Source organism: Streptomyces sp. NPDC001889, assembly GCF_053594535.1.
In genome coordinates, this window is the sequence record NZ_JBSFER010000004.1 from 1 (window position 1) to 24,941 (window position 24,941).

The 24,941-nt window shown below is 72.1% G+C and carries 20 protein-coding genes; 4 read left to right on the forward strand and 16 right to left on the reverse strand.

Annotated elements, in window-relative coordinates:
- Positions 1–411: 411 nt before the first annotated feature.
- Positions 412–2,550, reverse strand: coding sequence for an MMPL family transporter (locus tag ACWCRA_RS05220; RefSeq protein ID WP_351559176.1), 2,139 nt, complete (start codon positions 2,548–2,550; stop codon positions 412–414).
- Positions 2,551–2,824: 274 nt separating this feature from the next.
- On the opposite strand from ACWCRA_RS05220, the gene ACWCRA_RS05225 reads away from it, so the two are divergent.
- Together ACWCRA_RS05225 and ACWCRA_RS05230 are read left to right on the forward strand one after the other, a co-directional pair.
- On the forward strand, positions 2,825–4,129 hold the full coding sequence (locus ACWCRA_RS05225; RefSeq protein WP_451066883.1) for a sensor histidine kinase: 1,305 nt from the start codon (positions 2,825–2,827) through the stop codon (positions 4,127–4,129).
- Positions 4,126–4,863: a response regulator transcription factor gene (locus ACWCRA_RS05230; RefSeq protein ID WP_351559172.1), complete on the forward strand. Its 738-nt coding sequence runs from the start codon at positions 4,126–4,128 to the stop codon at positions 4,861–4,863. Before ACWCRA_RS05225 ends, ACWCRA_RS05230 begins: the two co-directional genes overlap by 4 nt.
- 9 nt (positions 4,864–4,872) lie before the next feature.
- On the opposite strand, the gene ACWCRA_RS05235 is transcribed toward ACWCRA_RS05230, so the two are convergent.
- From ACWCRA_RS05235 to pgsA, 15 genes are all read right to left on the reverse strand, one after another.
- Entirely contained in the window at positions 4,873–7,437 is a 2,565-nt protein-coding gene (locus ACWCRA_RS05235; protein WP_351559170.1) for a RelA/SpoT family protein, read from the reverse strand.
- Positions 7,438–7,607: 170 nt separating this feature from the next.
- Positions 7,608–8,150: an adenine phosphoribosyltransferase gene (locus ACWCRA_RS05240; protein ID WP_451066884.1), complete on the reverse strand. Its 543-nt coding sequence runs from the start codon at positions 8,148–8,150 to the stop codon at positions 7,608–7,610.
- On the reverse strand, positions 8,147–9,280 hold the full coding sequence (gene secF / locus ACWCRA_RS05245; RefSeq protein ID WP_351559166.1) for a protein translocase subunit SecF: 1,134 nt from the start codon (positions 9,278–9,280) through the stop codon (positions 8,147–8,149). Before secF ends, ACWCRA_RS05240 begins: the two co-directional genes overlap by 4 nt.
- 1 nt (position 9,281) lies before the next feature.
- Positions 9,282–11,090, reverse strand: coding sequence for a protein translocase subunit SecD (gene secD / locus ACWCRA_RS05250; protein ID WP_351559164.1), 1,809 nt, complete (start codon positions 11,088–11,090; stop codon positions 9,282–9,284).
- Between the two features lie 146 nt (positions 11,091–11,236).
- Positions 11,237–11,695: a preprotein translocase subunit YajC gene (gene yajC / locus ACWCRA_RS05255; protein WP_351559162.1), complete on the reverse strand. Its 459-nt coding sequence runs from the start codon at positions 11,693–11,695 to the stop codon at positions 11,237–11,239.
- Positions 11,696–11,859: 164 nt separating this feature from the next.
- The gene (ruvB, locus tag ACWCRA_RS05260; RefSeq protein ID WP_351559161.1) at positions 11,860–12,948 is read right to left on the reverse strand and encodes a Holliday junction branch migration DNA helicase RuvB; all 1,089 of its coding nucleotides are present in this window, start codon (positions 12,946–12,948) and stop codon (positions 11,860–11,862) included.
- Positions 12,949–13,033: 85 nt separating this feature from the next.
- Entirely contained in the window at positions 13,034–13,651 is a 618-nt protein-coding gene (gene ruvA, locus ACWCRA_RS05265) for a Holliday junction branch migration protein RuvA (RefSeq protein ID WP_351559159.1), read from the reverse strand.
- Entirely contained in the window at positions 13,648–14,292 is a 645-nt protein-coding gene (gene ruvC / locus ACWCRA_RS05270; protein ID WP_451066885.1) for a crossover junction endodeoxyribonuclease RuvC, read from the reverse strand. The genes ruvA and ruvC overlap by 4 nt, the downstream gene beginning before the upstream one ends.
- Positions 14,293–14,447: 155 nt before the next feature.
- A complete protein-coding gene (locus tag ACWCRA_RS05275) occupies positions 14,448–15,200 on the reverse strand; it encodes a YebC/PmpR family DNA-binding transcriptional regulator (protein WP_351556917.1) in 753 nt (250 codons plus the stop codon).
- Positions 15,201–15,263: 63 nt separating this feature from the next.
- Positions 15,264–15,863, reverse strand: a complete 600-nt coding sequence (gene pdxT / locus ACWCRA_RS05280; protein ID WP_451066886.1) for a pyridoxal 5'-phosphate synthase glutaminase subunit PdxT — start codon at positions 15,861–15,863, stop codon at positions 15,264–15,266.
- Entirely contained in the window at positions 15,863–16,786 is a 924-nt protein-coding gene (gene pdxS / locus ACWCRA_RS05285) for a pyridoxal 5'-phosphate synthase lyase subunit PdxS (protein WP_351556923.1), read from the reverse strand. The genes pdxT and pdxS overlap by 1 nt, the downstream gene beginning before the upstream one ends.
- A gap of 147 nt (positions 16,787–16,933) precedes the next feature.
- On the reverse strand, positions 16,934–17,479 hold the full coding sequence (locus ACWCRA_RS05290; RefSeq protein ID WP_351556926.1) for a LemA family protein: 546 nt from the start codon (positions 17,477–17,479) through the stop codon (positions 16,934–16,936).
- A gap of 157 nt (positions 17,480–17,636) precedes the next feature.
- A complete protein-coding gene (locus ACWCRA_RS05295; RefSeq protein ID WP_451066887.1) occupies positions 17,637–18,797 on the reverse strand; it encodes a glycosyltransferase family 4 protein in 1,161 nt (386 codons plus the stop codon).
- Positions 18,794–19,708 (reverse strand): phosphatidylinositol mannoside acyltransferase, encoded by a 915-nt coding sequence (locus tag ACWCRA_RS05300; RefSeq protein WP_351556932.1) that lies wholly within the window; start codon positions 19,706–19,708, stop codon positions 18,794–18,796. The genes ACWCRA_RS05295 and ACWCRA_RS05300 overlap by 4 nt, the downstream gene beginning before the upstream one ends.
- Positions 19,705–20,364, reverse strand: coding sequence for a phosphatidylinositol phosphate synthase (pgsA, locus tag ACWCRA_RS05305; RefSeq protein ID WP_351556935.1), 660 nt, complete (start codon positions 20,362–20,364; stop codon positions 19,705–19,707). The genes ACWCRA_RS05300 and pgsA overlap by 4 nt, the downstream gene beginning before the upstream one ends.
- Positions 20,365–20,797: 433 nt before the next feature.
- Between pgsA and ACWCRA_RS05310 the strand changes: the two genes are divergently transcribed.
- Positions 20,798–23,005 (forward strand): elongation factor G-like protein EF-G2, encoded by a 2,208-nt coding sequence (locus tag ACWCRA_RS05310; protein ID WP_351556938.1) that lies wholly within the window; start codon positions 20,798–20,800, stop codon positions 23,003–23,005.
- Between the two features lie 216 nt (positions 23,006–23,221).
- Positions 23,222–24,877: a hypothetical protein gene (locus tag ACWCRA_RS05315; protein WP_351556941.1), complete on the forward strand. Its 1,656-nt coding sequence runs from the start codon at positions 23,222–23,224 to the stop codon at positions 24,875–24,877.
- Positions 24,878–24,941: the final 64 nt, after the last annotated feature.

Consider the following 24,941-nt stretch of genomic DNA (forward strand, 5'->3'; position numbering starts at 1 on the left):
GAGACGGTGTTGAGCGCGGTGAACCCGTCGGCCGCCAGATAGTCGGCGTGCCGGCCCCCGACCGAGGCCCGCGGGATGCGGGGTCCGTCCTCAAACGCCGGACGGGCTGGGGGTGCTCGGGTAGCCGGGGTGCGGGGTCCGTCCTCAAACGCCGGACGGGCTGGGGGTGCCTGGACGAGCTGGGGTTGCTCGGGCCGCCCGGGGTGCGGGGTTCGTCCTCAAACGCCGGACGGGCTGGGGGTGCCTGGACGAGCTGGGATTGCTCGGGTAGCCGGGGTGCGGGGTCCGTCCTCAAGCGCTGGACGGGCCGGGGTGTCCGGGCTCGCTGGGGGCGCCTCCCGGAGGCAGTTCTGGGGGAGCGGGGGTTCCGGGGCCCCGGGCCCGCGGGATGCGGGGGCTCCAGGGGTGGGCTCAAGAGCTCTTGGTGGGCCACCAGAGGCGGTGGGCCAGGAGGGTGGACAGGGCCGGGACCAGGATCAGGGAGAGGACCAGCGCGGAGAGCATGATCCCCAGCGCCATCGCGAAAGCGACCTGCTCACTGCCGGGCGTCGCCCCCAGCGTGGCGAACGACCCCGCCAGCACCAGCCCCGCCGTGGCGATCGCCGGCGTCGTGTGGCGTACCGCACGCCCCACCGCCGCCCGCGCCGGCCCCGGCCGCCGCATCTCCTCCCGTATCCGGTCGGCGATCAGGATGTTGTAGTCGGTGCCCAGCGCCACGACGAAGAGGAACAGCACCAGGGGAAGGGTGAAACCGACCCCGGGCTCACCCAGCACATGCTGGAAGAGCAGTGTGGCGGCACCGAGCGTGGCCGCGAACCCGAGCCCGACGGAGAGCATCAGCACCACCGGCGCGAGCAGGCTGCGCAGCAGCACCAGAAGGATCAGCGCGATCAGCCCCGCCGCGACGGGGAACACGATCCTCAGGTCGCGGTCGACGGCGGTCGCGACATCGGCGAAGATCGCCGCCGTCCCGCCCACGTGCGCCGACGCCCCGGCGGGCGTGTGCCGCGCCACCGCGTCCCGGATCGGCCCGGAGGCCAGGTCGCGCGCCTGCTCGCTCTGCGGGTCGGCGGTGGGGTAGAGGTCGATCCTGGCCGCCCGGCGGTCCTCGTTCAGAACCGTCTCCGCGACCTTGCCCACACCCTCGACCCGGGTCAGCGCGCCGGAGAGGCCGTCGAGTCCGCCGGTGGTGAGGGTGCCGCCGTCCGTGGCGGTGACGAAGACCGTCGTCGGGTCCGACACCCCGGCCGGCAGCGCGCGCGATATCTCCGCCGCGGTGGCCGCCGCGGGCGTCCGGTCACCCGAGTCGCCCCGGCCGTAGTCCATGCGGATGCCGATCAGCCCGGCGGACAGCGCGGCCAGCAGGGCGACGGACGCGGTCAGCATCAGCAGGGGCCGCCGGGTGACCAGGTCGGCGAACCGGGTGGCCCGCCCATCGCGCGGCTCGTGGAGCAGGGCCTTGGAGGGCCAGAACATCCCGCGCCCGGCGGCGGCGAGCAGCGCCGGCAGCAGGGTGAGGCTGCCGAGCAGCATCACCAGGACCGCGATGGCGATCGCGGGCCCCAGCGAGCGGAACTGCCCGAAGCTCGCCAGCCCCAGTGTGGCGAACGCGGCCACGATGGTCAGCGCCGCCGAGGTGATCGCGGTGCCCACCCGGCCGGAGACCTGTGCGGCCACCTCGCGGGCGGGCTGCCCGGGCCGGCCGCGCAGCTCCTCCCGGAAGCGGAACAGCAGGAACAGCAGATAGTCGATGCCGATCCCGAGCAGCACCACATTGATCAGCTCCGGGGTCCCCGCGTCGAGCTTGCGCCCGGTGAGCAGCGCGCCACCCGCGACGGCGCCCCCCGCCACCCCGCCGATCAGGGCGACCGCGAGCAGCGGCAGCACCGCCGCGAGCACGCTGCGGAAGACCAGGACGTTGAGCAGGACGATGAACCCCATGACGAGGCCGCTCCCGACCTTCGCCGCGGTCTCGTGCTCATCGGTGGTGTCGACGGTGTCGGCGAGCCCTCCGGTGAAACCGGTGCGCATCCCCGCCTCGGAGAACTGCGCCCGGGCGGCGTCCCGGAACTCCCGGTAGACGCCCTGGACCCCCTTGTCCGAGGGGTTCCCGGTCAGCTGGACGGAGAGCAGCCCGAAGCTCCGGTCGGGTGCCGTCATCGCCGGGGCGACCCTGGGCGTCTGGGAGCGGTCGGGGACCAGGAAGTGCGGGGTGTCGTCCTCCCGGGGCATGATCACCCGCTGCCGGCCCAGCTTCGCGGCCTCCTCCCCGATCCGCTTCCGGTCGGCGGCGCCGAGGGCCCTGCCGTCGTCGCGGGCGACCAGCACCGTCACCGTGGTGGCTTCGGGGTCCACCCCGAACTGCTCCCGGGCGATCTCCAGCGCGGCGGCCGAGTCGTACGAGCGGGGCAGGAAGTCCCCGGTCTGGTGCTGGGTGACGCGGGAGATCAGCGTCGGGGCCAGGGCGCTCAGCGCGACACCCAGCACCGCCCAGAGGGCGATGACCTTCCACGGATGTCTGGTGGAGTACCCGGTCAGGGCACGGATCACGATGTCCTCCGGCGGACGGCCTCGGATGTCTGCCGGGGGTTCCCGGCCGGTCTCCAGACCATCACCCGCGAGGGCCGCCGGGCGTCGTGGCAGCGGATGATCCGGACGGGGGCCCTGGGTCCTCCCCCGGCCCGCGACCAGGACCCTGGTCCCGGTCCGGTCCAGGTCCCCGGGGGGAACCCGGGCCGCGGACCGCCGCCGCGGGTGGGACCGGCACCTCCGCTGTGCGAGGCTGTGCCGGGGCCGCGAGGGCCGGACACAGGGGGAAACGGACATGCTCAGGAACCGACGGACCGCGCCCGGCGGCGTCGCGGCGGCGGCACCGGACGGCGGCGCCACCGGTGGCGGAACCGATGCCGGAACCGGTGGCGGAACCGGTGCCGGCACGGAGCCGCCGTGGACCCGCAACGACGCGCTGGTGACCGCCGGGGCGTGTGCGATGAACCTGCTCAGCTATGTGTTCTTCGACGACCCCGAGGGCCGGCACGAGGTGGATGTGGCGGGTTTCCTCCTCGTCGCGCTGACGGCGGTCCCCCTGCTCGTCCGCCGCCGCCACCCGGTGGCGGCGCTCGCCGCCGTACTGGCTCTCGATGTGACGGCCGCCCTGACCATCCCGCTGCCCATCCACTTCGGTGCCGTGCTGGTGGTGGCGCTCTACTCGGTCGCCCGGGCCCGCCCGGGGCGGGTGACGGCGGTCGCGGCCACGGCGACGGCCTCGCTGGCGCTGCTGAGCCAGAGCAATGGACGGACTCCGTCCTGGCAGGAGGCCGTGAGCGCGCCCACCTCCACCCTGATCGTCGTCGGCACCGCCCTGGCGGTCAACCGCTGGCAGCGGGAGGTCGCGGCCAACCGCAGACTGCTCGCCGACCGCGCGGTGGCCGACGAACGGCGCCGCATAGCCAGGGAGTTGCACGACATCGTGGCCCACCACATCACCACCATGCAGCTGATGGCGGGCGGGGCCCGGGCCAATATCGACCGGCCGGAGGTGGTCCGGGACGCCCTGGTCACCCTGGAGTCCTCGGGGCGGCTCGCCCTGCGCGAGATGCGCCAGCTCCTGGACGTCCTGCGGGCCGGTGACGAGCCGGAGGCCGCGCCCTCGCTGCCCCAGCCCGGCGCCGACGACCTGGAGCGTCTGGTGGCCGAGTCCCGCCTCGCCGGTCTGCCGACCGAACTGGGCATCCACGGGACACCGCGTCCCCTGCCGCCCACCGTCGGGCTCACGGTGTTCCGGATCGCCCAGGAGGCCCTGACCAACACCCGCAAGTACGCGGGGCCGGCCCGGGCGTCCGTACGGCTCGCCTACCGCGAGGACGGTGTCACCGTGGAAGTGCGGGACGACGGCGGGGGCGAGCCGCCGCGGGAGGAGGCACCGGCGGTGGGCCCGGGTGGCTACGGTCTGATCGGTATGCGCGAGCGGGTCGCTCTGCACGGCGGCACCCTCACCGCCGGGCCGCGGCCCGATGGAGGGTTCTCCGTGGTGGCCGATCTGCCGCTGACCGGGGACGAGACGGCCGAGGCCGCCGAAGCCACCGAAGCCGCCGAGGCGGCGGGCCGGCACGAGGGAGCGCACCGATGACCGGGGCCGGGCCGACGGGACCGACGGAGGCGGCAGAGGTGGCAGAGGCAACGGGGGCGAGGATCAGAGTGCTGATCGTGGACGACCAGCCGCTGGTGCGGCGCGGCCTTTCACTGATCCTCTCCCCCGACCCGTCCATCGACGTGGTGGGAGAGGCCGAGAACGGCGCGCGGGCCGTCTCGCTCGCCCGCGAACTGCGCCCCGACGTCGTGGTGATGGACATCCGGATGCCGGTGCTCGACGGGGTCGGCGCGACCCGGGAACTCGCGGCCACCGTGCCCGGCAGCCGGGTCCTGGCCCTGAGCACCTTCGATGTCGACGAGTACGTGGTGGGCGCCCTGCGCGCCGGTGCCTACGGGTTCCTGCCGAAGGACAGCTCCCCGGAGGACCTGAGCGCGGCGATCCGTACCGTCCACACCGGCGAGGCCATCGTCGCGCCACGTCTGCTCACCCGGCTGATCTCCACCTATGTGCGGGCGCCCCACGACGCGCGGCCGGCCCACACCGGCCCGGGTGAACTCACCCCCCGGGAGGTCGAGGTGTGGCGGCTGATGGCCACCGGCCTCGACAACTCCGAGATCTCCCGCGCCCTGGAGATCAGTCCCTCCACGGTCAAGAACTACATCACCAGCATCTTCGACAAGCTCGCCGTCCGCGACCGCGCCCAGGCGGTCATCGCGGCCTATGAATCGGGCCTGGTCACCGCCCGCGCGGCGGACGGCGGCTCGCCCTAGCCGGGCCCGTCAGGGGCGCCGGGCGGACGTCACCCGGTAGACGTCGTAGACGCCCTCGACGCCCCGGACGGCCTTGAGGACGTGGCCCAGGTGCTTGGGGTCGCCCATCTCGAAGGTGAAGCGCGAGGTGGCCACCCGGTCGCGGGAGGTCTGGACGGCGGCCGAGAGGATGTTGACGTGCTGGTCGGAGAGGACCCGGGTGACATCCGAGAGGAGCCGGGACCGGTCCAGGGCCTCCACCTGTATGGCGACCAGGAAGACGGAGGACTGGGTGGGCGCCCACTCCACCTCCAGGATGCGCTCGGGCTGCTGTGACAGGGAGTCGACATTGACGCAGTCGGCGCGGTGGACCGAGACTCCGCTGCCCCGGGTGACGAAGCCGATGATCGGATCGCCCGGCACCGGCGTACAGCAGCGGGCCAGCTTGACCCAGACGTCGTCCACGCCCTTGACCACCACACCGGGATCGGCGTTGGAGCGGCGCTTCTTCGCCCGGCCGCTGGAGGGCGGCGCGGACTCGGCGATGTCCTCGTTGGCGGCCTCCTCGCCGCCGAGGGCCTGCACCAGCTTCTGTACGACCCCCTGGGCCGCGACATGGCCCTCGCCGATCGCCGCGTACAGCGAGGAGATGTCGGGGTAGCGCATCTCATGGGCGAGGGTGACGAGCGAGTCCCCGGTGAGAATCCGCTGGATGGGCAGATTCTGCTTGCGCATCGCGCGCGCGATGGAGTCCTTGCCCTGCTCGATGGCCTCGTCCCGGCGCTCCTTCGAGAACCAGGCGCGGATCTTGTTGCGGGCCCGGGGGGACTTGACGAAGCCCAGCCAGTCGCGGGACGGGCCGGCGCCCTCGGCCTTGGAGGTGAAGACCTCGACCAGATCGCCGTTGTCGAGGGTCGATTCGAGCGGTACGAGCCGTCCGTTGACCCGTGCCCCTATGGTGCGGTGGCCGACCTCGGTGTGGACCGCGTAGGCGAAGTCCACCGGTGTGGCGCCCGCCGGGAGCGCTATGACATCGCCCTTCGGCGTGAAGACGAAGACCTCGTTGCGGGAGAGGTCGAAGCGGAGCGACTCCAGGAACTCCGAGGGGTCCTCGGTCTCCTTCTGCCAGTCCAGCAACTGGCGCAGCCACGCCATGTCGTTGATGTGATCGTCCTTGCCGGACTTCCTGGGCACGTCGGTGCGCACCTTGGAGGCCCCGGCGGACGGCTCCTGCTTGTACTTCCAGTGCGCGGCGATGCCGTACTCGGCGCGGCGGTGCATGTCGAAGGTGCGGATCTGGAGCTCGACCGGCTTGCCGTTGGGTCCGATGACCGTCGTGTGCAGCGACTGGTACATGTTGAACTTCGGCATGGCGATGTAGTCCTTGAACCGGCCGGGGACCGGATTCCATCGCGCGTGGACGGTGCCGAGCGCCGCGTAGCAGTCGCGGACGGTGTCCACCAGGACCCGGATGCCGACCAGGTCGTAGATCTCCGCGAAGTCCCGGCCCCGGACGATCATCTTCTGGTAGACGCTGTAGTAGTGCTTGGGGCGCCCGGTGACGGTGGCCTTGATGCGGGCGGCCCGCAGATCGGACTGGACCTCGTCGGTCACTATGGCGAGGTACTCGTCGCGCTTGGGGGCGCGCTCGGCGACCAGCCGCACGATCTCGTCGTACATCTTGGGGTAGAGGATCGCGAAGGCGAGGTCCTCCAGCTCCCACTTGATGGTGTTCATGCCCAGGCGGTGGGCGAGCGGCGCGTAGATCTCCAGGGTCTCGCGGGCCTTCTTCTCCTGCTTCTCCCGCTTGAGGTAGCGCATGGTGCGCATGTTGTGGAGGCGGTCGGCGAGCTTGATCACCAGGACGCGCGGGTCCTTGGCCATCGCCACGACCATCTTGCGCACGGTCTCGGCCTGGGCGGCCTCGCCGAACTTGACCTTGTCCAGCTTGGTGACGCCGTCGACGAGCAGGGCGACCTGGTCGCCGAAGTCGCGGCGGAGGGTGTCGAGGCCGTACTCGGTGTCCTCGACGGTGTCGTGCAGCAGCCCGGCCATCAGGGTCGCGGGGTCCATGCCCAGCTCGGCGAGGATGGTGGTGACGGCGAGCGGGTGGGTGATGTAAGGGTCGCCGCTCTTGCGCTTCTGGCCCCGGTGCCAGCGCTCGGCGACCTGGTAGGAGCGCTCGATCTGGCGGAGCGTGGCGGTTTCGATCTTGGGATCGTTGCTGCGCACGATCCGCAGCAGGGGCTCCAGGACCGGGTTGTACGGCGAGGAGCGCTGGACGCCGAGACGGGCGAGGCGGGCGCGGACCCGGTTGGAGGAGCCGGCGCCGCGCGGCAGGGCCGCCGGGGCGGGCCGTGACGGGGTCTTGGCGGGGGTCTTGGACCCGGAGGCGCCCGTGGGCTTCGCCGCGCTCTCGGCGGGCTTCCCCGCGGGCTTCAGGGCCGATACGGAGGTCGCGCCGTGGGGCCGCTCGGGGGTGGCCCGGCCGGAGGTGTCGGCCTGCTGCTTCGCGGGCGCGGCGGGCGCCGCCGCGGCCTGATCGGCCTTCCGGTCGGGCTGCGCGGCTGTGGCGGGACGGGCCTCGTCTGGCAAGAGCGCTCCTCGTGCATTCCGGTCCCCCGGTTCAGGTCCGGAGAGGCCATGGTATCGACCTCGGTGTTCCGGTGCCCCAGGGGATGAAACAGACCTCTGGGGTCCCGGGATTCCCGGGACCCCAGAGGCCGGTGTCCGCACCCCCCGCGCGGGGGGGGCTCAGAGGGTGATCAGAGGGTGAGCAGCGCCTCCAGCGGGGCTCCGCGCAGGGCGGGCTCCAGGCGGGCCCGCCCGCCGAGGAAGCCCAGCTCCATCAGGACCGCTATGCCCACGACCTCGGCGCCGCCGCGGCGGATCAGCTCGATCGCGGCGCCGGCGGTCCCGCCGGTGGCCAGGACGTCGTCGATGACCATGACCCGGTCGTCCGGGCTCAGGTCCTCGGCGTGGACCTCGATCTCGGCGGTGCCGTACTCCAGGTCGTACGCCTGGGCCAGGGTGGCTCCGGGGAGCTTGCCGGCCTTGCGCACGGGAATGAAGCCGAGGCCCGCGCGGACCGCGACCGGGGCGCCCAGGATGAAGCCCCGGGCCTCCAGGCCGACGACCTTGGTGGCGCCGTGGCGCGCGCACGAGTCGGCGAGCGCGTCGGTGAGGGCGCCGAAGGCCACCGGGTCCGCGAGCAGGGGGGTGATGTCCTTGAAGACCACTCCCCGCCGCGGGTAGTCGGGAACATCGCGGATGCGGCTGAGCAGCAGCTCCTCGCGGGTGGCCGTCATCGGCGCCGGCCCGATGAGCGGCCCCGGCCGCGCCCGCCCCGGGGAGCGACCACGGAGCCGGCTCCGGCGGGTGCGACCTCTCCGGGCAGCGCGTCGTCCCGGCCGTCGTCGTCACCCTGTGTGCCGGGGTCGTCGTCCCCCTCGGGGGACTCGCCCCTGGCCTCGGCTGCCTCGCGCTTGGCGAGGACCCGCTTCTTCAGGGCCTTCATCTGCGGGTCGCGCTCCTTGAAGTCGGCGACCAGCGGGGTGGCGATGAAGATCGAGGAGTACGCGCCGGCCGCGAGACCCACGAACAGCGACAGCGAGATGTCGTTGAGCATGCCCGCGCCGAGGAAGCCACCGCCGATGAAGAGCAGTCCGGCGACCGGGAGCAGGGCGACCACGGTGGTGTTGATGGAGCGCACCAGGGTGGCGTTGAGGCTGCGGTTGGCGATCTCGCTGTAGGTGTACCGGGTCTGCTTGGTGATCCCGACGGCCCCTTCCTTGAGACCGTCGAAGACGACGACGGTGTCGTAGAGGGAGTAGCCGAGGATGGTGAGCAGACCGATCACCGTGCCCGGGGTGACCTCGAAGCCGACCAGCGCGTAGACACCGACCGTGATGGTGAGGTCGTGGATCAGCGCGATGAGCGCGGCGAGCGCCATGCGCCACTCGAAGGCGATGGCGAGATAGATCACCACCAGGATCATGAACACGGCGAGGCCGGTCCAGGCCTTGTTGGCGATCTGCTCACCCCAGCTGGGGCCCACCAGCTCGGCGTTGATCTTGTCCGGGGCGATCTTCATGTCCGCGGCCAGCTGGGCCTTGGCCTTGGTCGCCGCGGCGGTGTCCAGGTCGCTGACCTGGATGCGCATGGTGCCGTTGCCGAGCTTCTGGACGATGGCGTCGTGGCCGGACGCCTCCTCCGCGTACTCCTTGGCGTCGGTGACGGAGACGCTGGTCTTCGGGGTGGTGAAGACCGCGCCGCCCTTGAACTCGATCCCCATGTTGAGGCCGCGGACGGCCAGGCCGACGATGGCCGTGATGGTGATCAGGATCGAGACGGCGTACCAGAACTTGCGCTTGGCGACGAAGTCGTAGCCGATCTCGCCGCGGTAGAGCCGGGCGCCAATGGTGCCGAGACGCGACATCTCACGCCTCCTTCGGGTCGGTGGGGACGACGGAGGTGCGGCGCGAGCGGCGCAGCGGAGGCTTGGCACCGAGGCGCTTGGGGTCGAGTCCGGACCAGGGACGACCGCTGGCGAAGAACTTCGTGCGGGCCATGAGCGTCATCAGCGGCTTGGTGAAGAAGAACACCACGACGACGTCGAGCAGGGTGGTCAGACCGAGGGTGAACGCGAAGCCCTGGACCTTGCCGACGGTGACGATGAAGAGCACCGCGGCGGCGAGGAACGACACGAAGTCGGAGACCAGGATGGTGCGCCGGGCGCGCGGCCAGGCCCGCTCGACGGCCGGACGCAGGGTGCGGCCCTCGCGGATCTCGTCCCGGACCCGTTCGAAGTACACGATGAACGAGTCCGCTGTGATACCGATCGCGACGATCGCTCCACAGACCGCGGGCAGGTTGAGCGCGAAGCCGATGGCGGGGCCGAGCAGTGCCATCAGGCTGTAGGTCAGGGCCGCGGAGACCAGGAGGCTCAGGATCGCGATCAGGGCCAGACCGCGGTAGTAGACCACCAGGTAGATGATGACCAGCGCGAGGCCGATGGCACCGGCGATGAGACCGGCCAGGAGCTGCTCGCCGCCGAGTGCGGCGCTGACCGTGGTGACGCTCTCCTCGGAGAAGGTCAGCGGCAGCGCGCCGTAGGAGAGCATGTTGCCCAGGTCCTGGGCGGAGTCCTGGTTGAAGTTTCCGGAGATCTCGGCGTTCGCGCTGAGCGTCTGGTTGACCTGCGGGGCCGACATGACCTCGCCGTCGAGGACGATCGCGAACTGGTTCTGCGGGGACTGCTGCTGCGAGAGCTTGCTGGTGATCTTCTGGAACTTCTTCGCGCCGGAGCTGGTGAAGTCCATGGTGACGATCCACATGCCGCGCTGCTGGTCCAGCTGGCCCTTGGCGTCGTCGACGTCCTTGCCGTCGACCTCGGCCGGGCCGAGGATGTACTTCTCCCACTGGCCGGCGCCGTCCTTGCCGCAGGCGACAGCGGTCTTCTCGGGACGGGTGCTGTCGCCGAGGGCACTGCGGGCCTTCTCGTCGGAGCAGTTCAGAGCGGTGAACTGCTTCTCCAGCGCGCTCATCTCGGCGGAGGCCGAGGCGTCGGGCGCCGGGGACTCGGAGCCCTTGGGCGCCTCGGACGCCTTGGGCGCCTTCGGGTCGGCGGAGGCGGAACCGGTCGGGTCGGCCTGGGGGGCCCTGAGGCCCTCGCTGACGGCGCGGCCCTGTGTGGTGGGGGTGCCGCTGGGCGATCCGGAGGCATCGGACGACGGGGACGCCGACTCGGTGCCCTTCTCGTCCTTCTTGCCGTCGGTGGCCTTCTCCTTGTCCGTGCCGGACGGCGACGCGCTCGGCTTGGGCTCGGGAGTCGTACCGCCGGCGGCCACGGTCAGGACCGGCCGGAAGAACAGCTGAGCGGTGGTGCCGACCTGCTTGCGGGCCTGCTCCGAGTCCGTCCCCTTGGGGATGTTGACGATGATGTGCTCGCGGCCCTGGGTCTGGACCTCTGCCTCGGAGACACCGAGACCATTGACACGGCGTTCGATGATGCCGACCGCGGTGTTCATATTGGTCTCATTGACCGCGCTCTCCTTGCCGGGCTCCGCCTTGGCCTTGAGCGTGATCGTCGTACCGCCCGCGAGGTCGATGCCCAGACGCGGCGTGGTGTCCCCGGTCGCGAACATCCCGCCGGTCAGCGCGACCATGGCGATCAGGATCAGAACCAGGGTGCGACCTGGCTTCCCCTGAGCCCCCGCGGGCCTTCGGCCCCTGTTCGGTGCTGCCACCTTTTCGTTTCTCCCTGTCCAACCGCCCCGTGCCGGGTATGCGCCGGGGCGGCCACGAAGTGTTGTGGGGACCTGCCCCCGCAGAAGTCAACACGACCGGGGGACCGCCGGGCACCCTTGGGTGCCGCCGCGGTCCCCGAACACGACTACTTGTCGCCGTCGGACTTGTTGTCCTTGGTCTCGGCGCTGTCGGCGTCCTTCGTCCCGGGCTCGTCCTTCTCGGGCTTCTTGCCGAGGTCGATCTTGGGCGCCTCGGAGTCCGCGGACTCCGTCAGCGAGGACGCGTCGTCGGGAACGACCGGGGTCGCCTCGGCGCCGGTGTCGTCGCCGTGCACGATGCGGTTGTACTCGTCGTCGTCGAGGACCGCGCCGATGGCGTTCTTCGCGTAGACGGCGTGGACGCCGGGGGCGACCTCAAGGAGCACGGTGTCGGCGTGAAGCTCCTTGACGGTGGCGTACATGCCCCCGATCGTCCGCACGCCGGTGCCGGGCTGCATCGAGTCGCGCATCGCTGCGGCCTGCTGCTGCTTCTTCTTGGCGGACCGGGTCATCAGGAACATGGCCCCGATGAGCACGATGAAGGGGAGGAGGGTCACGAGACTCACGGGAAGAAACTTCCTTCACACGACCGCGTCGGAGAGGCGGCCTATCTACGGGGGTGGGTACGCCAACCTGGAAGGTCGGCATCGGCGGAGTCTAAGCGAGTCCGCATCATTGGAACAACGCCCAGCATCGCACCGTGGTTCCCCCCGGGGGAGTCTCCGCGCCGTCACACCCCGAACAAGCCGCCCCCGCCGCCCCGGCCCGGGGCCTGCTGCGGGGGCACGAGCCCCAGGTGGGCCCAGGCGGCGGGGGTGGCGACCCGGCCGCGCGGGGTCCTGGCCAGCAGGCCCTCCCGTACGAGGAAGGGCTCGGCGACCTCCTCCACGGTCTCACGCTCCTCCCCGACCGCCACGGCGAGGGTGGAGAGCCCCACGGGGCCGCCGCCGAAGAGCTTCAGCAGGGCCTGGAGCACGGCCCGGTCGAGCCGGTCGAGACCGCGGGTGTCGACCTCGTACACCTTCAGGGCGGCGGCGGCCACCTCGCGGGTGATCAGGCCGTCCGCCTTGACCTGGGCGTAGTCGCGGACCCGGCGCAGCAGCCGGTTGGCGATCCGGGGGGTGCCCCGGGAGCGGCCGGCGATCTCGGCGGCGCCGGCCGGTTCGATCTCCAGGTCGAGGAGCTGGGCGGAGCGGTGGATGACCCGCTCCAGCTCGGCGGGGTCGTAGAACTCCATGTGGGCGGTGAAGCCGAAGCGGTCCCGGAGCGGGGGCGGCAGCAGCCCGGCGCGGGTGGTGGCGCCGACGAGGGTGAAGGGGGGCAGCTCCAGGGGGATCGCGGTGGCGCCGGGGCCCTTGCCGACGATCACATCGACCCGGAAGTCTTCCATGGCCATGTAGAGCATCTCCTCGGCGGGCCGGGACATCCGGTGGATCTCGTCGAGGAAGAGGACTTCACCCTCATGGAGGGAGGAGAGAATGGCGGCGAGGTCCCCCGCGTGCTGGATGGCGGGGCCCGAGGTGATCCGGATCGGGGCCTGCATCTCCGCCGCGATGATCATCGAGAGGGTGGTCTTGCCCAGGCCGGGGGCGCCGGAGAGCAGCACGTGGTCGGCGGTGGCGCCCCGGGCGAGGGCCGCCTTGAGCACCAGGTCGAGCTGTTCCCTGACGCGCTCCTGGCCCACGAACTCGCCGAGGGACTTGGGCCGCAGCGCCGCTTCGACGGCCTGGTCCTCGCCGTCGGCGGAGGCCTCGACGATCCGGCCGTCGGCGACGGGGGCCTCATCGGCCGGGCCGGGGGTGCTGTCGTCCCAGTTCACTGCGTGTGTGCCTCGTGGAGTGCGGGCGGCGGTCAGGCCGCGGGGCGGGCGGGGAGTCGCGGGGGGCTCGGGGGCCGCACCGGGGTCAGCGGGTGCGGTTCAGGGTCTGGAGGGCGGCCTTGAGGAGCACACCGACCCGGGGGGCGGTCCCGGACGCCTCGGCCTGGGGGGTGACCGCGGCCACGGCCTCGTCGGCCTCGCGGGTGGCGTAGCCGAGGCCGATCAGGGCGGCGTGCAGCTGGTCGCGCCAGGAGGCGGTGACGGCGGCGCCGGCGCCCCGCTGGGCGCCGTGGGTGCCCAGCGGCTCACCGAGGCGGTCCTTCAGCTCCAGCAGCAGCTTCTGGGCGCCCCTCTTGCCGATGCCGGGGACGGCGGTCAGCGCCTTCTCGTCGGCCGTGGCGATGGCGAGGCGCAGGGCGTCGGGGCGGTGCACGGCGAGCATGGCCTGGGCGAGCCTCGGGCCGACGCCACTGGCGGTCTGGAGCAGCTCGAAGGTCTGGCGCTCGTCGTCGTCGGCGAAGCCGTAGAGCGTGAGGGAGTCCTCGCGGACGACCAGGGAGGTGGCGAGCTTGGCCTCCTGGCCGATCCGGAGGCCGGAGAGGGTGTCCGGGGTGCACTGGACGGCCATGCCGACGCCGCCGACCTCGATGACCGCGGTGGTGGGGGCGAGGGCGGCGACGGTGCCGCTCACGGAGGCGATCATGCGGTACGGCCTTTCGGTGCGGGGGTCTGCTGGGCTGCCGTGGAGGGCCGGGCCGCCTCGGCGGGCCCGCCCGCGGTGGGCGGCCGGGCGGGCGTTGCGGGCCGGGCCGTGGCGGCCGGCCGGGCCGTCGTGGCGTGCCGGGCGACGGCCCGCTGGAGGCGGTTCTGCGCGGGAGAGCGCCAGATGTGGCAGATGGCGAGGGCGAGGGCATCCGCCGCGTCGGCCGGGCGGGGCGGGGCGGACAGCCGCAGCAGCCGGGTGACCATCGCTCCGACCTGCGCCTTGTCGGCGCGGCCGCTGCCGGTGACGGCGGCCTTCACCTCGCTGGGCGTGTGCAGCACGACCGGGATGCCCCGGCGGGACGCGCAGAGCATGGCCACGGCGCTGGCCTGGGCGGTGCCCATGACCGTGCTCACATTGTGCTGGCTGAAGACGCGCTCGACGGCGACGCACTCCGGGCGGTGGTCGTCGAGCCACTGCTCGATGCCCCGCTCGATGGCGACCAGGCGGTGGCCCAGCTCGGCATCGCTGGGGGTGCGGACGACTCCGACGCCGAGCATGGTCAGCGGACGGCCGGCGACGCCTTCGACCACCCCGACCCCGCACCGGGTCAGCCCTGGGTCCACCCCGAGCACACGCACGCCGCCCCTCCCGTCGTTCATCTGTCCGTGCAGGCTATCCGGCGGCACTGACAACGCATACGAAGGAGGGCGGGCCGGCGGGTGAATCACCCGCCGGCCCGCCCTGCCCCGGAGTGTGCCGGGTCGCCGGCCCCGGCCGGCCGGCCGTGCGCCGGTCAGGCGTCGACCTTCTCCATGACCTCGTCCGAGACGTCGAAGTTGGCGAAGACGTTCTGCACGTCGTCGCTGTCCTCCAGCGCGTCGATCAGCTTGAAGATCTTCCGCGCGCCGTCCTCGTCCAGCTCGACCTGCATGGTCGGGACGAAGTTGGCCTCGGCGGAGTCGTAGTCGATGCCCTCGGCCTGGAGCGCGGAGCGCACCGCGACCAGGTCCGTGGCCTCGCTGAGCACCTCGAAGGACTCGCCCAGGTCGTTGACCTCCTCGGCGCCCGCCTCCAGGACCGCGCCGAGGACGTCGTCCTCGGACAGCTCGCCCTTGGGGACGATCACCACGCCCTTGCGGTTGAAGAGGTAGGAGACCGAGCCCGGGTCCGCCATCGAGCCGCCGTTGCGGGTCATCGCGACCCGCACGTCGGAGGCGGCGCGGTTGCGGTTGTCGGTCAGACACTCGATGAGGACCGCGACGCCGTTCGGGCCGTAACCCTCATACATGATCGTCTCGTAGTCGGCGCCGCCGGCCTCCAGGCCCGCGCCGCGCTTGAGCGCGGAGTCGATGTTCTTGTTGGGAACCGACTGCTTCTTCGCCTTCTGGATGGCGTCGAAGAGGGTCGGGTTACCGTCGATGTCGGCGCCACCGGTACGGGCCGCGACCTCGATGTTCTTGATCAGCTTCGCGAAGAGCTTGCCGCGCTTGGCGTCGATCACGGCCTTCTTGTGCTTCGTCGTAGCCCATTTAGAGTGGCCGGACATCTGCCTGTCTCCTTCGCGTTACCCAGTGCTGCTGCGTTCCGCAGAGATCCTACCGGGAACGGGTCATCGGGCCGCGCGCACCATGTCGGCGAAGAGGGCGTGCACCCGGTGGTCCCCGGTGAGTTCCGGGTGGAACGAGGTGGCCAGCGCGCGCCCCTGGCGCACGGCGACGACATGGCCCTCGTGCTCAGCGAGTATCTCCACCTCGGCGCCGGTCGACTCCACCCAGGGCGCGCGGATGAAGACACCCTGGACGGGGCCGCCGGGCACGCCGCTCAGCGCGACGGACGCCTCGAAGGACTCGTTCTGGCGGCCGAAGGCGTTACGGCGGACGATCATGTCGATGCCGCCGATGGTCTCCTGGCCGGAGCGGGGGTCGAGGATCTTGTCGGCGAGCAGGATCAGACCGGCGCAGGTGCCGTAGACCGGCATCCCGTCGGCGACCCGGGCGCGGAGCGGCTCCATCATGCCGAAGAGCTTCGCCAGCTTGGACATGGTGGTGGACTCCCCGCCGGGGATCACCAGGCCCTCGACCCCGGCGAGTTCCCCGGGGCGCCTGACCGGACCGGCCGCGGCGCCCGCCGCGGCCAGTGCCGTCAGATGCTCCCGTACATCGCCCTGGAGGGCGAGAACCCCGATGCGGGGGGCGCCGGGAGCCGTCATCACCAGCCCCGGTTGGCGTAGCGCTCGGTCTCGGGGAGGGTGTCGCAGTTGATGCCGACCATGGCCTCGCCCAGATTGCGGGAGGCATCGGCGATGATCTTCGGGTCGTCGTGGAAGGTGGTGGCCTTCACGATGGCGGCGGCGCGCTTGGCCGGGTCGCCGGACTTGAAGATGCCGGAGCCGACGAAGACGCCCTCGGCGCCGAGCTGGCGCATCAGCGCGGCGTCGGCGGGGGTGGCCACACCGCCGGCCGAGAAGAGGACCACCGGCAGCCTGCCCAGCTCGGAGACCTCCTTGACCAGCTCGTAGGGGGCGCGCAGCTCCTTGGCCGCGGCGTACAGCTCGTTGTTGTCGCAGCCGCGCAGCCGGGCGATCTCGTTCTTGATCTGGCGCAGGTGGCGGACGGCCTCGACGACATTGCCGGTGCCGGCCTCGCCCTTGGAGCGGATCATGGCCGCACCCTCGGCGATGCGGCGCAGGGCCTCGCCGAGGTTGGTGGCGCCGCAGACGAAGGGGGTGGTGAAGGCCCACTTGTCGGAGTGGTTGACCTCGTCCGCGGGGGTGAGCACCTCGGACTCGTCGATGTAGTCGACACCGAGCGACTGGAGGACCTGGGCCTCGACGAAGTGGCCGATGCGGGACTTGGCCATGACCGGGATGGAGACCGCCTCGATGATCTCCTCGATCATGGTGGGGTCGGACATCCGGGCCACTCCGCCGTCCTTGCGGATATCGGCGGGGACCCGCTCCAGGGCCATGACGGCGACGGCGCCCGCGTCCTCGGCGATCTTCGCCTGTTCGGCGTTGACCACGTCCATGATGACGCCGCCCTTGAGCTGCTCGGCCATGCCGCGCTTGACCCGGGCGGTGCCGGTCGCCGGGCCGTCGGTGGGGAGCGGGGCGGGGGTGGGCGTGCTGGACACGGAGACCTCACTGGGGACTGGGGGTTACGGATCGGGGCGCGCCCGGCGGTGCGGCGCGGCATCGACGGAATCGATGGAACATCCGTGGACCAGTCCACTGCAAGGGCCAATGAGCAGGCGGTGGATCGTTTCCCGGGAGGTGGGCGGTCAGCCGGTGGGGCGGTCGGCGAGGGCGGTGGGGGGTTCGTCGTCCATCTCGAAGGCGAGGGGGAAGGGGGCGTGGCCGGCGAGGCGGAACCAGCGGACCTTGCGGTGGCGGCGGAGGGCGCGGGCGGCGCGGACGGCGTCGTTGTGGAAGCGGCGCGCCATGGGGACGCGGCGGACGGCCTGCGCGAGTTCGAGGGTGGCGTCCTCGCCGCCGGGGACCCGGCGGACCGCGTCGAGCTGTTCGGCCTCCTCGAAGACGGCCCTCAGGGCTGCGCTCAGCTCGCTCTCCGCGACCTCCCGCTGCTCCTCCTCCGCCTGGCGGGCGGCGTGCGCGGCCTCGTACAGGACGATCGAGGCGGCGGGGTCGAGGACGCCGGCGGTGGCGAGTTCCTGGGTGACCGAGGCGCGGCGCAGGAGCTGGGCGTCGAGGGCGGCGCGGGCGGCGTCGATGCGGGTGTGGAGGCGGTCGAGGCGGCCGGCGGTCCAGCTGAGGTAGAGGGCGGTGGTGAGGAGGGCGGCGAGAATCCAGATGAACGTTGCGGTCACGGCGCCCTACGCTACCGCCGCCCCCGCCACCCCGCGGCCCACGCTCGGGGACCGGCCCCCGAGCGCCCGCTCCTCAATCGCCGGAGAGGCTGAGATAGTGCGCCTCGCCCGCCGACAGAAGCGGGCTCAGCTGGTGCGCAGGGGCCCGCGTCGGGGGTCAGTTGCGGGCCAGGCCGAAGCGGGCGCGGAGGCCGGGGCGGTCGTCGGTGGCCACCGACGAGGTGCCGTCGGTGACGGTCTCGTAGACCGAGAGGATGTCCGCGCCGACCGTCGACCAGTCGAAGCGGCGCACATGCGCACTCCCCCGCTTCCGCAGCTCCTCCCTCCGCTCCTCGTCCCCCAGCAGCCGGATCGCCGCCTCCGCCAGCGTCCCCGCGTCCTCGTTCACGAACAGCTCCCCCGCCGACCCCTGGTCCAGCACCTGCGCGAAGGCGTCCAGATCGCTCGCCAGCACCGGCGCCCCCGCCGACATCGCCTCCACCAGGATGATCCCGAAGCTCTCCCCTCCGGTGTTGGGCGCCACGTACACATCGACGCTGCGCAGCAGCCGCGCCTTGTCCTCGTCGCTGACCATCCCGAGGAACTCGACGCGTGAGCGCATCTCCTTCGGCAGGGCGGCGACCGCCTCCTCCTCGTCGCCCCGCCCGGCGACCAGCAGCCGGGTGCCGGGGCGGGCGGCCAGGATCGCGGGGAGGGCGCGCATCAGGACCGGCAGGCCCTTGCGGGGCTCGTCGATGCGGCCGATGAAGCCGATCGTCCCGCCCTGCCACTCGGGCTTCGGCTCGGCCCGCTCGAAGAAGCCGACATCGACGCCGTTGGGGATCACCACCGCGTCCCCGCCCAGGTGCTCCACGAGGGTGCGCCGGGCGTACTCGCTGACCGCGATCCGGGCGCTGATCTTCTCCAGCGCGGGCTGGAGGATCGGATAGGCCGCGATCATGGCCCGGGAGCGCGGGTTGGAGGTGTGGAAGGTCGCCACGATCGGCCCCTGCGCCGCCCAGCAGGCGAGCAGCCCCAGCGACGGCGAGGTCGGTTCGTGGATGTGGATGACGTCGAAGGTGCCATCGTGCAGCCAGCGCCGCACCCGCGCGGCGGAGAGGAACCCGAAGTTCAGCCGGGCGACGGAGCCGTTGTACGGGACGGGCACGGCGCGGCCCGCCGAGACGACGAACGGCGGCAGCGGGGTGTCGTCGTCGGCCGGGGCCAGCACGGACACCTCGTGGCCGAGCCGGATCAGATGGTCGGCCAGATCCCTGATGTGGAACTGGACCCCGCCGGGGACGTCCCAGGAGTACGGGCAGACGATGCCGATCCTCACGCGCGGGCCTCCCCCGGCCGGGGCTCCAGATCCGAGAGCCACAGTCGTTGCAGCATGTGCCAGTCCTCCGGGTGCTCGGCGATCCCCTCGGCGTAGGCGTCCGCCAGGAGCTGGGTCATGGCGGAGGTCTTCTCGGCCCGGGTCCCCGCCCCGGGCACCTCCACGGGGTCGTGGACCTCGCCGTACATCATGGGCTCCGGCCCGTACCAGAGGGTGACGGGGAAGAGCCGCGCCCCGGTGTGCTGGGCGAGCAGCGCGGGTCCGGCCGGCATCCGGGCGGTGTCGCCGAAGTACTCGACCTCCACCCCCGAGGACGACAGATCGCGGTCGGCGACCAGGCAGACGAGACCGCCGGCCCGCAGCCGCCGGGCGAGGGTCCCGAAGGCGGCGCCGCCCGCGTGGGGCAGCACCTCCATGCCGAGGCTCTCGCGGTAGGCCACGAACCGGTCGTACAGGGTCTCCGGCTTCAGCCGTTCGGCGACCGTGGTGAAGGGGATGTCCAGGGCCCTGGTCAGCCAGGCCCCCGCGAGATCCCAGTTGGCCAGATGCGGCAGTGCGAGGATCACGCCCCGGCCGTCGGCCAGGGTCTGGGTCATCCGGTGGATGTTCTTGATCTCGACGCTGTCCCGGACCCGTTCCGCGCTCCAGGACGGCAGCCGGAAGGACTCCATCCAGTACCGCATGTACGAGCGCATGCCGGCCCGGGACAGCTCGCGGAGCCGCTCGGGGCCGGCGTCCGGGACGACCCGGGCCAGGTTGGCCTCCAGCCGGAGCACCCCCTGGCCGCGCCGCTTCCAGGCGGTGTCGGCGATGGTCCGGCCGAGCGAGGCGGCGGCCGGTTCGGGCAGCTTGTTGACCGCGCTCCAGCCCAGCCCGTACAGCCCGTCGGTGAGACGGTCCCGCGCGGTCACTTCGCCTCGGCCTCGCTCTGGGTCGCGGCATCGGCCTCGGCGGACTCCCGGCGCACCGTCACGACACGCTGCCCCAGGGTCACGGCGCTGCCGATGGCGACGATCCACAGGGCGATCGGGAGCAGCACGTCCACTCCGGGCACGCCGAAGGCGTGCAGCCCGGCCAGGCCCGCGGCGACCAGGGAGATCACCAGCCGCTCGGCGCGCTCGACCAGCCCGTTGACGGCGACCGGGAGACCGATCGCCTCCCCGCGGGCCTTGGTGTAGGAGACGACCTGCCCGCTCGCCAGACAGAAGATCGACACCGCGCAGAGCACATTGTCGTTCCCCGTGCCCGCGTACCAGAGCGCGAATCCGCCGAAGATCGCTCCGTCGGCGACCCGGTCGAGGGTGGAGTCGAGAAAGGCACCCCAGCGGCTGGAGATGCCCGCCTGGCGCGCCATATTGCCGTCGATCAGATCCGAGAACACGAAAAGCGTGATGACGATCGTGCCCCAGAAGAACTCTCCCCTGGGGAAGAAGACCAAAGCACCCGCCATCACCCCGGCCGTTCCGATGAGAGTGACCGCGTCGGGGCTCACTCCACGGCGGAGCAGAAATGCGGCGAACGGTGTGAGGACACGCGTGAAGAATGCACGCGCGTACTTGTTCAGCATGGCCTTCCCGAGGTTCGGTGGGCCGTGTGGCCCCATCGGCCACCGGCTGGCCCATCGTAGCCAGGACCGGCGCTCTCCACCGCCGGGACCCGTCCAGGGCCCGTCCCCGGGGCCGCCCGGGGGCCGCCGGGCGGCCCTGCGGGCGGGCCCTCGGGGCGGGTGGTCCCGTCCGCGCGGTGCCGTCCGGCATATGGACGCACCATGAGCGGAGTGGAAAGCTCGAAAGACGACTGGAAGCTGGAAAGCTCGGACAGAAGACGACCGCGGGCGGCACCGGAGCGTGCTCCCGGGCGCCGTCCGGGGCCTCATCCTCGGCTCCGCGGCTCCGTCCGGAGGCATTGACGCGAGGGTTCCCGCGCCCGCGGCCCGTATCTCCTCATCTCCTCACCGCGCACTGGGTGCAATCGACCGGATCGATCGGGAGGCATGAATCATGGGCGACAGAGCGAACACACACCCCGGGGCCGCCGGCAGGGCCACGGCGGCCGACCAGCCCTCCGCGATACGGAATGTGGTGCTGGTCGGCCACAGCGGTGCGGGAAAGACGACGCTGACCGAGGCGCTCGCGCTCACCTCCGGCGCGGTGAACCGGGCGGGCCGGGTGGAGGACGGCGGGACGGTCTCCGACTACGACGAGATCGAGCACCGGCAGCAGCGCTCCGTACAGCTCTCGCTGGTGCCCGTCGAGTGGGGCGGAATCAAGATCAACCTGCTGGACACCCCCGGGTACGCGGACTTCGTCGGGGAGCTGAGGGCCGGTCTGCGGGCGGCGGACGCGGCCCTCTTCGTGGTGTCGGCGGCGCAGGAGGCCGAGGCGGTGGCGGGCGCGACCCGGGCGGTGTGGGAGGAGTGCGCGGCGGTGGGGATGCCCCGGGCGATCGTGGTCACCCATCTGGAGACCGCCCGCACCGGGTACGACGAGCTGACCGCCGTCTGCGCCGACATCTTCGGCGGCGGCGACGCCGACGCGGTGCTGCCGCTCCATCTGCCGCGGTACGGCACCCCGGGCCCGGACGGGCACGCGCCGGTCACCGGTCTGGTGGGGCTGCTCTCCCGGAAGATCTTCGACTACTCCTCCGGGGAGCGGAAGGAGGTCGCCCCCGGCCCGGAGCAGGCCCCGCTGATCGAGGAGGCCCGCAACCGGCTGATCGAGGGGATCATCGCCGAGAGCGAGGACGAGACCCTGATGGACCGGTATCTCGGCGGCGAGGACATCGATCTCGGCACGCTGATCGCCGATCTGGAGAAGGCCGTCGCCCGCGGGGCCTTCCATCCGGTGCTGGCCGCGGCGCCGGCCGCCGAGGGGGCCCGGCAGGGGCTGGGCACGGTGGAGCTGCTGGAGCTGATCACCGGGGGCTTCCCGACCCCGCTGGAGCCCGAGTGCCCGCCCGTCACCACGCCCCGGGGCGCGCCCCGGCCCGCCGTGGGCTGCGACCCGGACGGGCCGCTGGTGGCGGAGGTCGTCAAGACGGCCTCCGATCCGTATGTCGGGCGCATCTCGCTGGTACGGGTCTTCTCCGGCACCCTGCGCCCGGACGAGACGGTCCATGTCTCCGGGCACGGCCTCACCGACCGGGGCCACGAGGACCACGACGTGGACGAGCGGGTCGGGGCGCTCTCCGTCCCCTTCGGCAGGCATCAGCGCCCGCTCAACCGGATCATCGCCGGTGATCTCGCCTGTGTCGCCAAACTGTCCCGCGCGGAGACCGGCGACACGCTCTCCGCGAAGGACGATCCGCTGCTGATGGCGGCGTGGACGATGCCGGACCCGCTGCTGCCGCTGGCCATCGAGGCGCACAGCAAGGCGGACGAGGACAAGCTCTCCCAGGGGCTGGCCCGGCTGGTCGCCGAGGACCCGACGATGCGTCTCGAACAGAACCAGGCGACGCGCCAGGTGGTGCTCTGGTGTCTGGGCGAGGCCCATGCCGATGTCGCGCTGGAGCGGCTGCGCAGCCGCTACGGCGTCCGGGTCGATGTGGTGCCGCACCGGGTGTCGCTGCGGGAGACCTTCGGCGAGCGGGCGGCCGGGCGGGGGCGCCATGTGAAGCAGTCCGGCGGACACGGGCAGTACGCGATCTGTGAGATCGAGGTGGAGCCGCTGCCCGCGGGGTCCGGGATCGAGTTCGTGGACCGGGTGGTGGGCGGTGCGGTGCCCCGGCAGTTCATCCCCTCGGTGGAGAAGGGGGTGCGCGCCCAGGCGGCGCGCGGGCTCGCCGCCGGCTGTCCGCTGGTCGATGTGCGGATCACCCTGCGGGACGGGAAGGCGCACTCGGTGGACTCGTCCGATGCCGCGTTCCAGACGGCGGGCGGGCTCGCGCTGCGCGAGGCGGCGGCCGGCTGCCCGATCCATCTCCTGGAGCCGGTGGCCGAGGTGCGGGTGCTGGTGCCGGACGAGTACGTGGGCCCGGTGATGAGCGATCTGTCGGGGCGGCGCGGCCGGGTGGTGGGCACCGAACAGGCCGCCGGGTCCCGGACCGTCGTCCGGGCCGAGGTCCCGGAGATCGAGATCGGGCGGTACGCGGTGGATCTGCGTTCGATCTCGCACGGCACGGGCCGGTTCAGCCGTGCGTACGCCCGTCATGAGGCGATGCCGCCGCAGGTCGCGGAGAAGGTGCGGGAGCGGACCGGGGCCCGGGTCTGACACCCCGGGGCGGAAACCCGCGGCAGCCGGTGCCCCGAAGGACGCCGCCCGGCCCTCCGGGGGCCGGGCGGCAATTCCCGCCGGGTACGGAAGTACCGTGACGCGGACGACACAGCCCGGATACGCTGAGGTGCCCAGCTCAGCAGGTGTGCGGGGCGCGGCAGTTGGGAACAGGCCGCAGAGCGGACGACAATGCGGCGATGTTGGGGGCGGTAAGTGGCGAGCGACAGTTTCGATTTCAGTCCCGGAGCACAGGTCCCGCTCATGGGCTCGGCGGGGCAGACCGCGGCGACACAGGCGCTGGCCTCGGCGGCGTACCGCGACAGCCCGGCCGAGGCGATCCTCGACGCCAACAGCGAGTGGCACAAGTCGGAGGTGAAGAAGGGCAAGTTCTCGCTCTTCGAGCCGAACCTCGGTGAGGCGTTCTCCCGGGCCGTGCAGAACCGGATGCTCGGAAGCGGGCGCGGCGCGCTGATCCAGTCGTTCGGCATGGAGCCGCAGACCGTGGTCGAGCACTGTCTCGCCGCCAGCCACATCCGCAAGGAGCGCGACACCAGGCTCACCATGATCATGGCGGTCTGCGGGCTGCTCTTCCTGCCCGGGATGCTGCTGTGGATGGGCGTCTTCCAGTTGCGCCGCACCATCGCCGGGGCCTCCAACAAGCGGGCGGGCGCGCTGGGCACGGTCCTGCTGCTGGCGATCGGCGGGCTGGCGCTGCTGCTGCTGATCCGGCTGCCGTTCGCCGGTTTCTGGGCCTTCTATCTGCGGGGCATGATCATCGCCCCGGTGGTGGGGTGGCTGCTGGCCAAGCGGCTCTGCGAGTCCACGGCGAAGGATCTGCGGGACCGCTGGGACGGGCTGCTCTCGGGCGGCGGCATCGGCGCCAAGATCCCCGACACGGTCCCCGGCGGCCCGCAGGACTCGGCGCGGGAGCAGTTGCGGCAGAGCCTGGAGAAGCTCACCGCCGAGCAGCACGCCAACTCGGCTTTCTACGCCGGCCCCAAGGGAATACTGGGCATGGGCACCCGCTGGGGAAGCTGGCAGATGGCCGAGGAACTGGTCTCCAAGGAGCCGGGCAAGGAGATCAACCAGTTCCGGAGCTGGGATGTCATACGGGCGATCCACGACAAGCTGAAGCTGCTGGAGCGCGGCCCGCTGAACTCCGGCGGCTTCCCGGCTCCCTCGGTCAAGCACTGGATCGTCTCGCCGGTCGGCGAGAACGCGGGCTCGGTCTCCCGGCCGGAGGGCGCGGATGTGGAGTCCTTCCAGGTCAAGGGCCATGAGATACAGCGCATCTGCAACCATCAGCAGTTCGGCAGCGGCAACCGCCACTATCTGGGCGTGCAGTTCACCCTCTGGGACGGACAGCTGGTGATCACGATGATGATCACCGTGACGGTGCTGCACGAGACCCTCCGCGTGGAGGTCACCGGGCACGCACTCGGCCCGGTGCACGGCTTCTTCACCACCAAGTCCTCGCCGAAGACCGTCACGGTGAGCAAGACCCTGCGCTTCTGGGAGACGCGGACCCGCACCCTGCCCCTGGTGGAGGCGCGGGAGGTGGTGCGGCTGATGGTGCGGGCGCCGCTGACCTGGTATCCGCCGCTGCTGGAGTTCCTCGGCGGCAAGCTGGTGCTGCCGGAGCCGTTCGGGCTGCGGCACCCCTGGGCGGACAAGCCCTGGCGGCACCGGTTCATGGCCGACGACGCGATGCGCGCGGCCACGCCCGTCCTGCGGGTGGCGCACGCCGCCGCGCTGCGGGTGCTGGACGAGAACGGCGTGGACACCGCGCGCTTCGCCGGCCGGTCGATGGCCGTCAGCGGCGGGGTGCAGGACGCGGCGCCGAAGAAGGCGGATCTGTACGACGCCTGAGCCGCCGCCGCGATCGCGGCACGGAGAGCGCCCCCCGGCCGTCGCCGGGGGGCGCTCTCCGTAC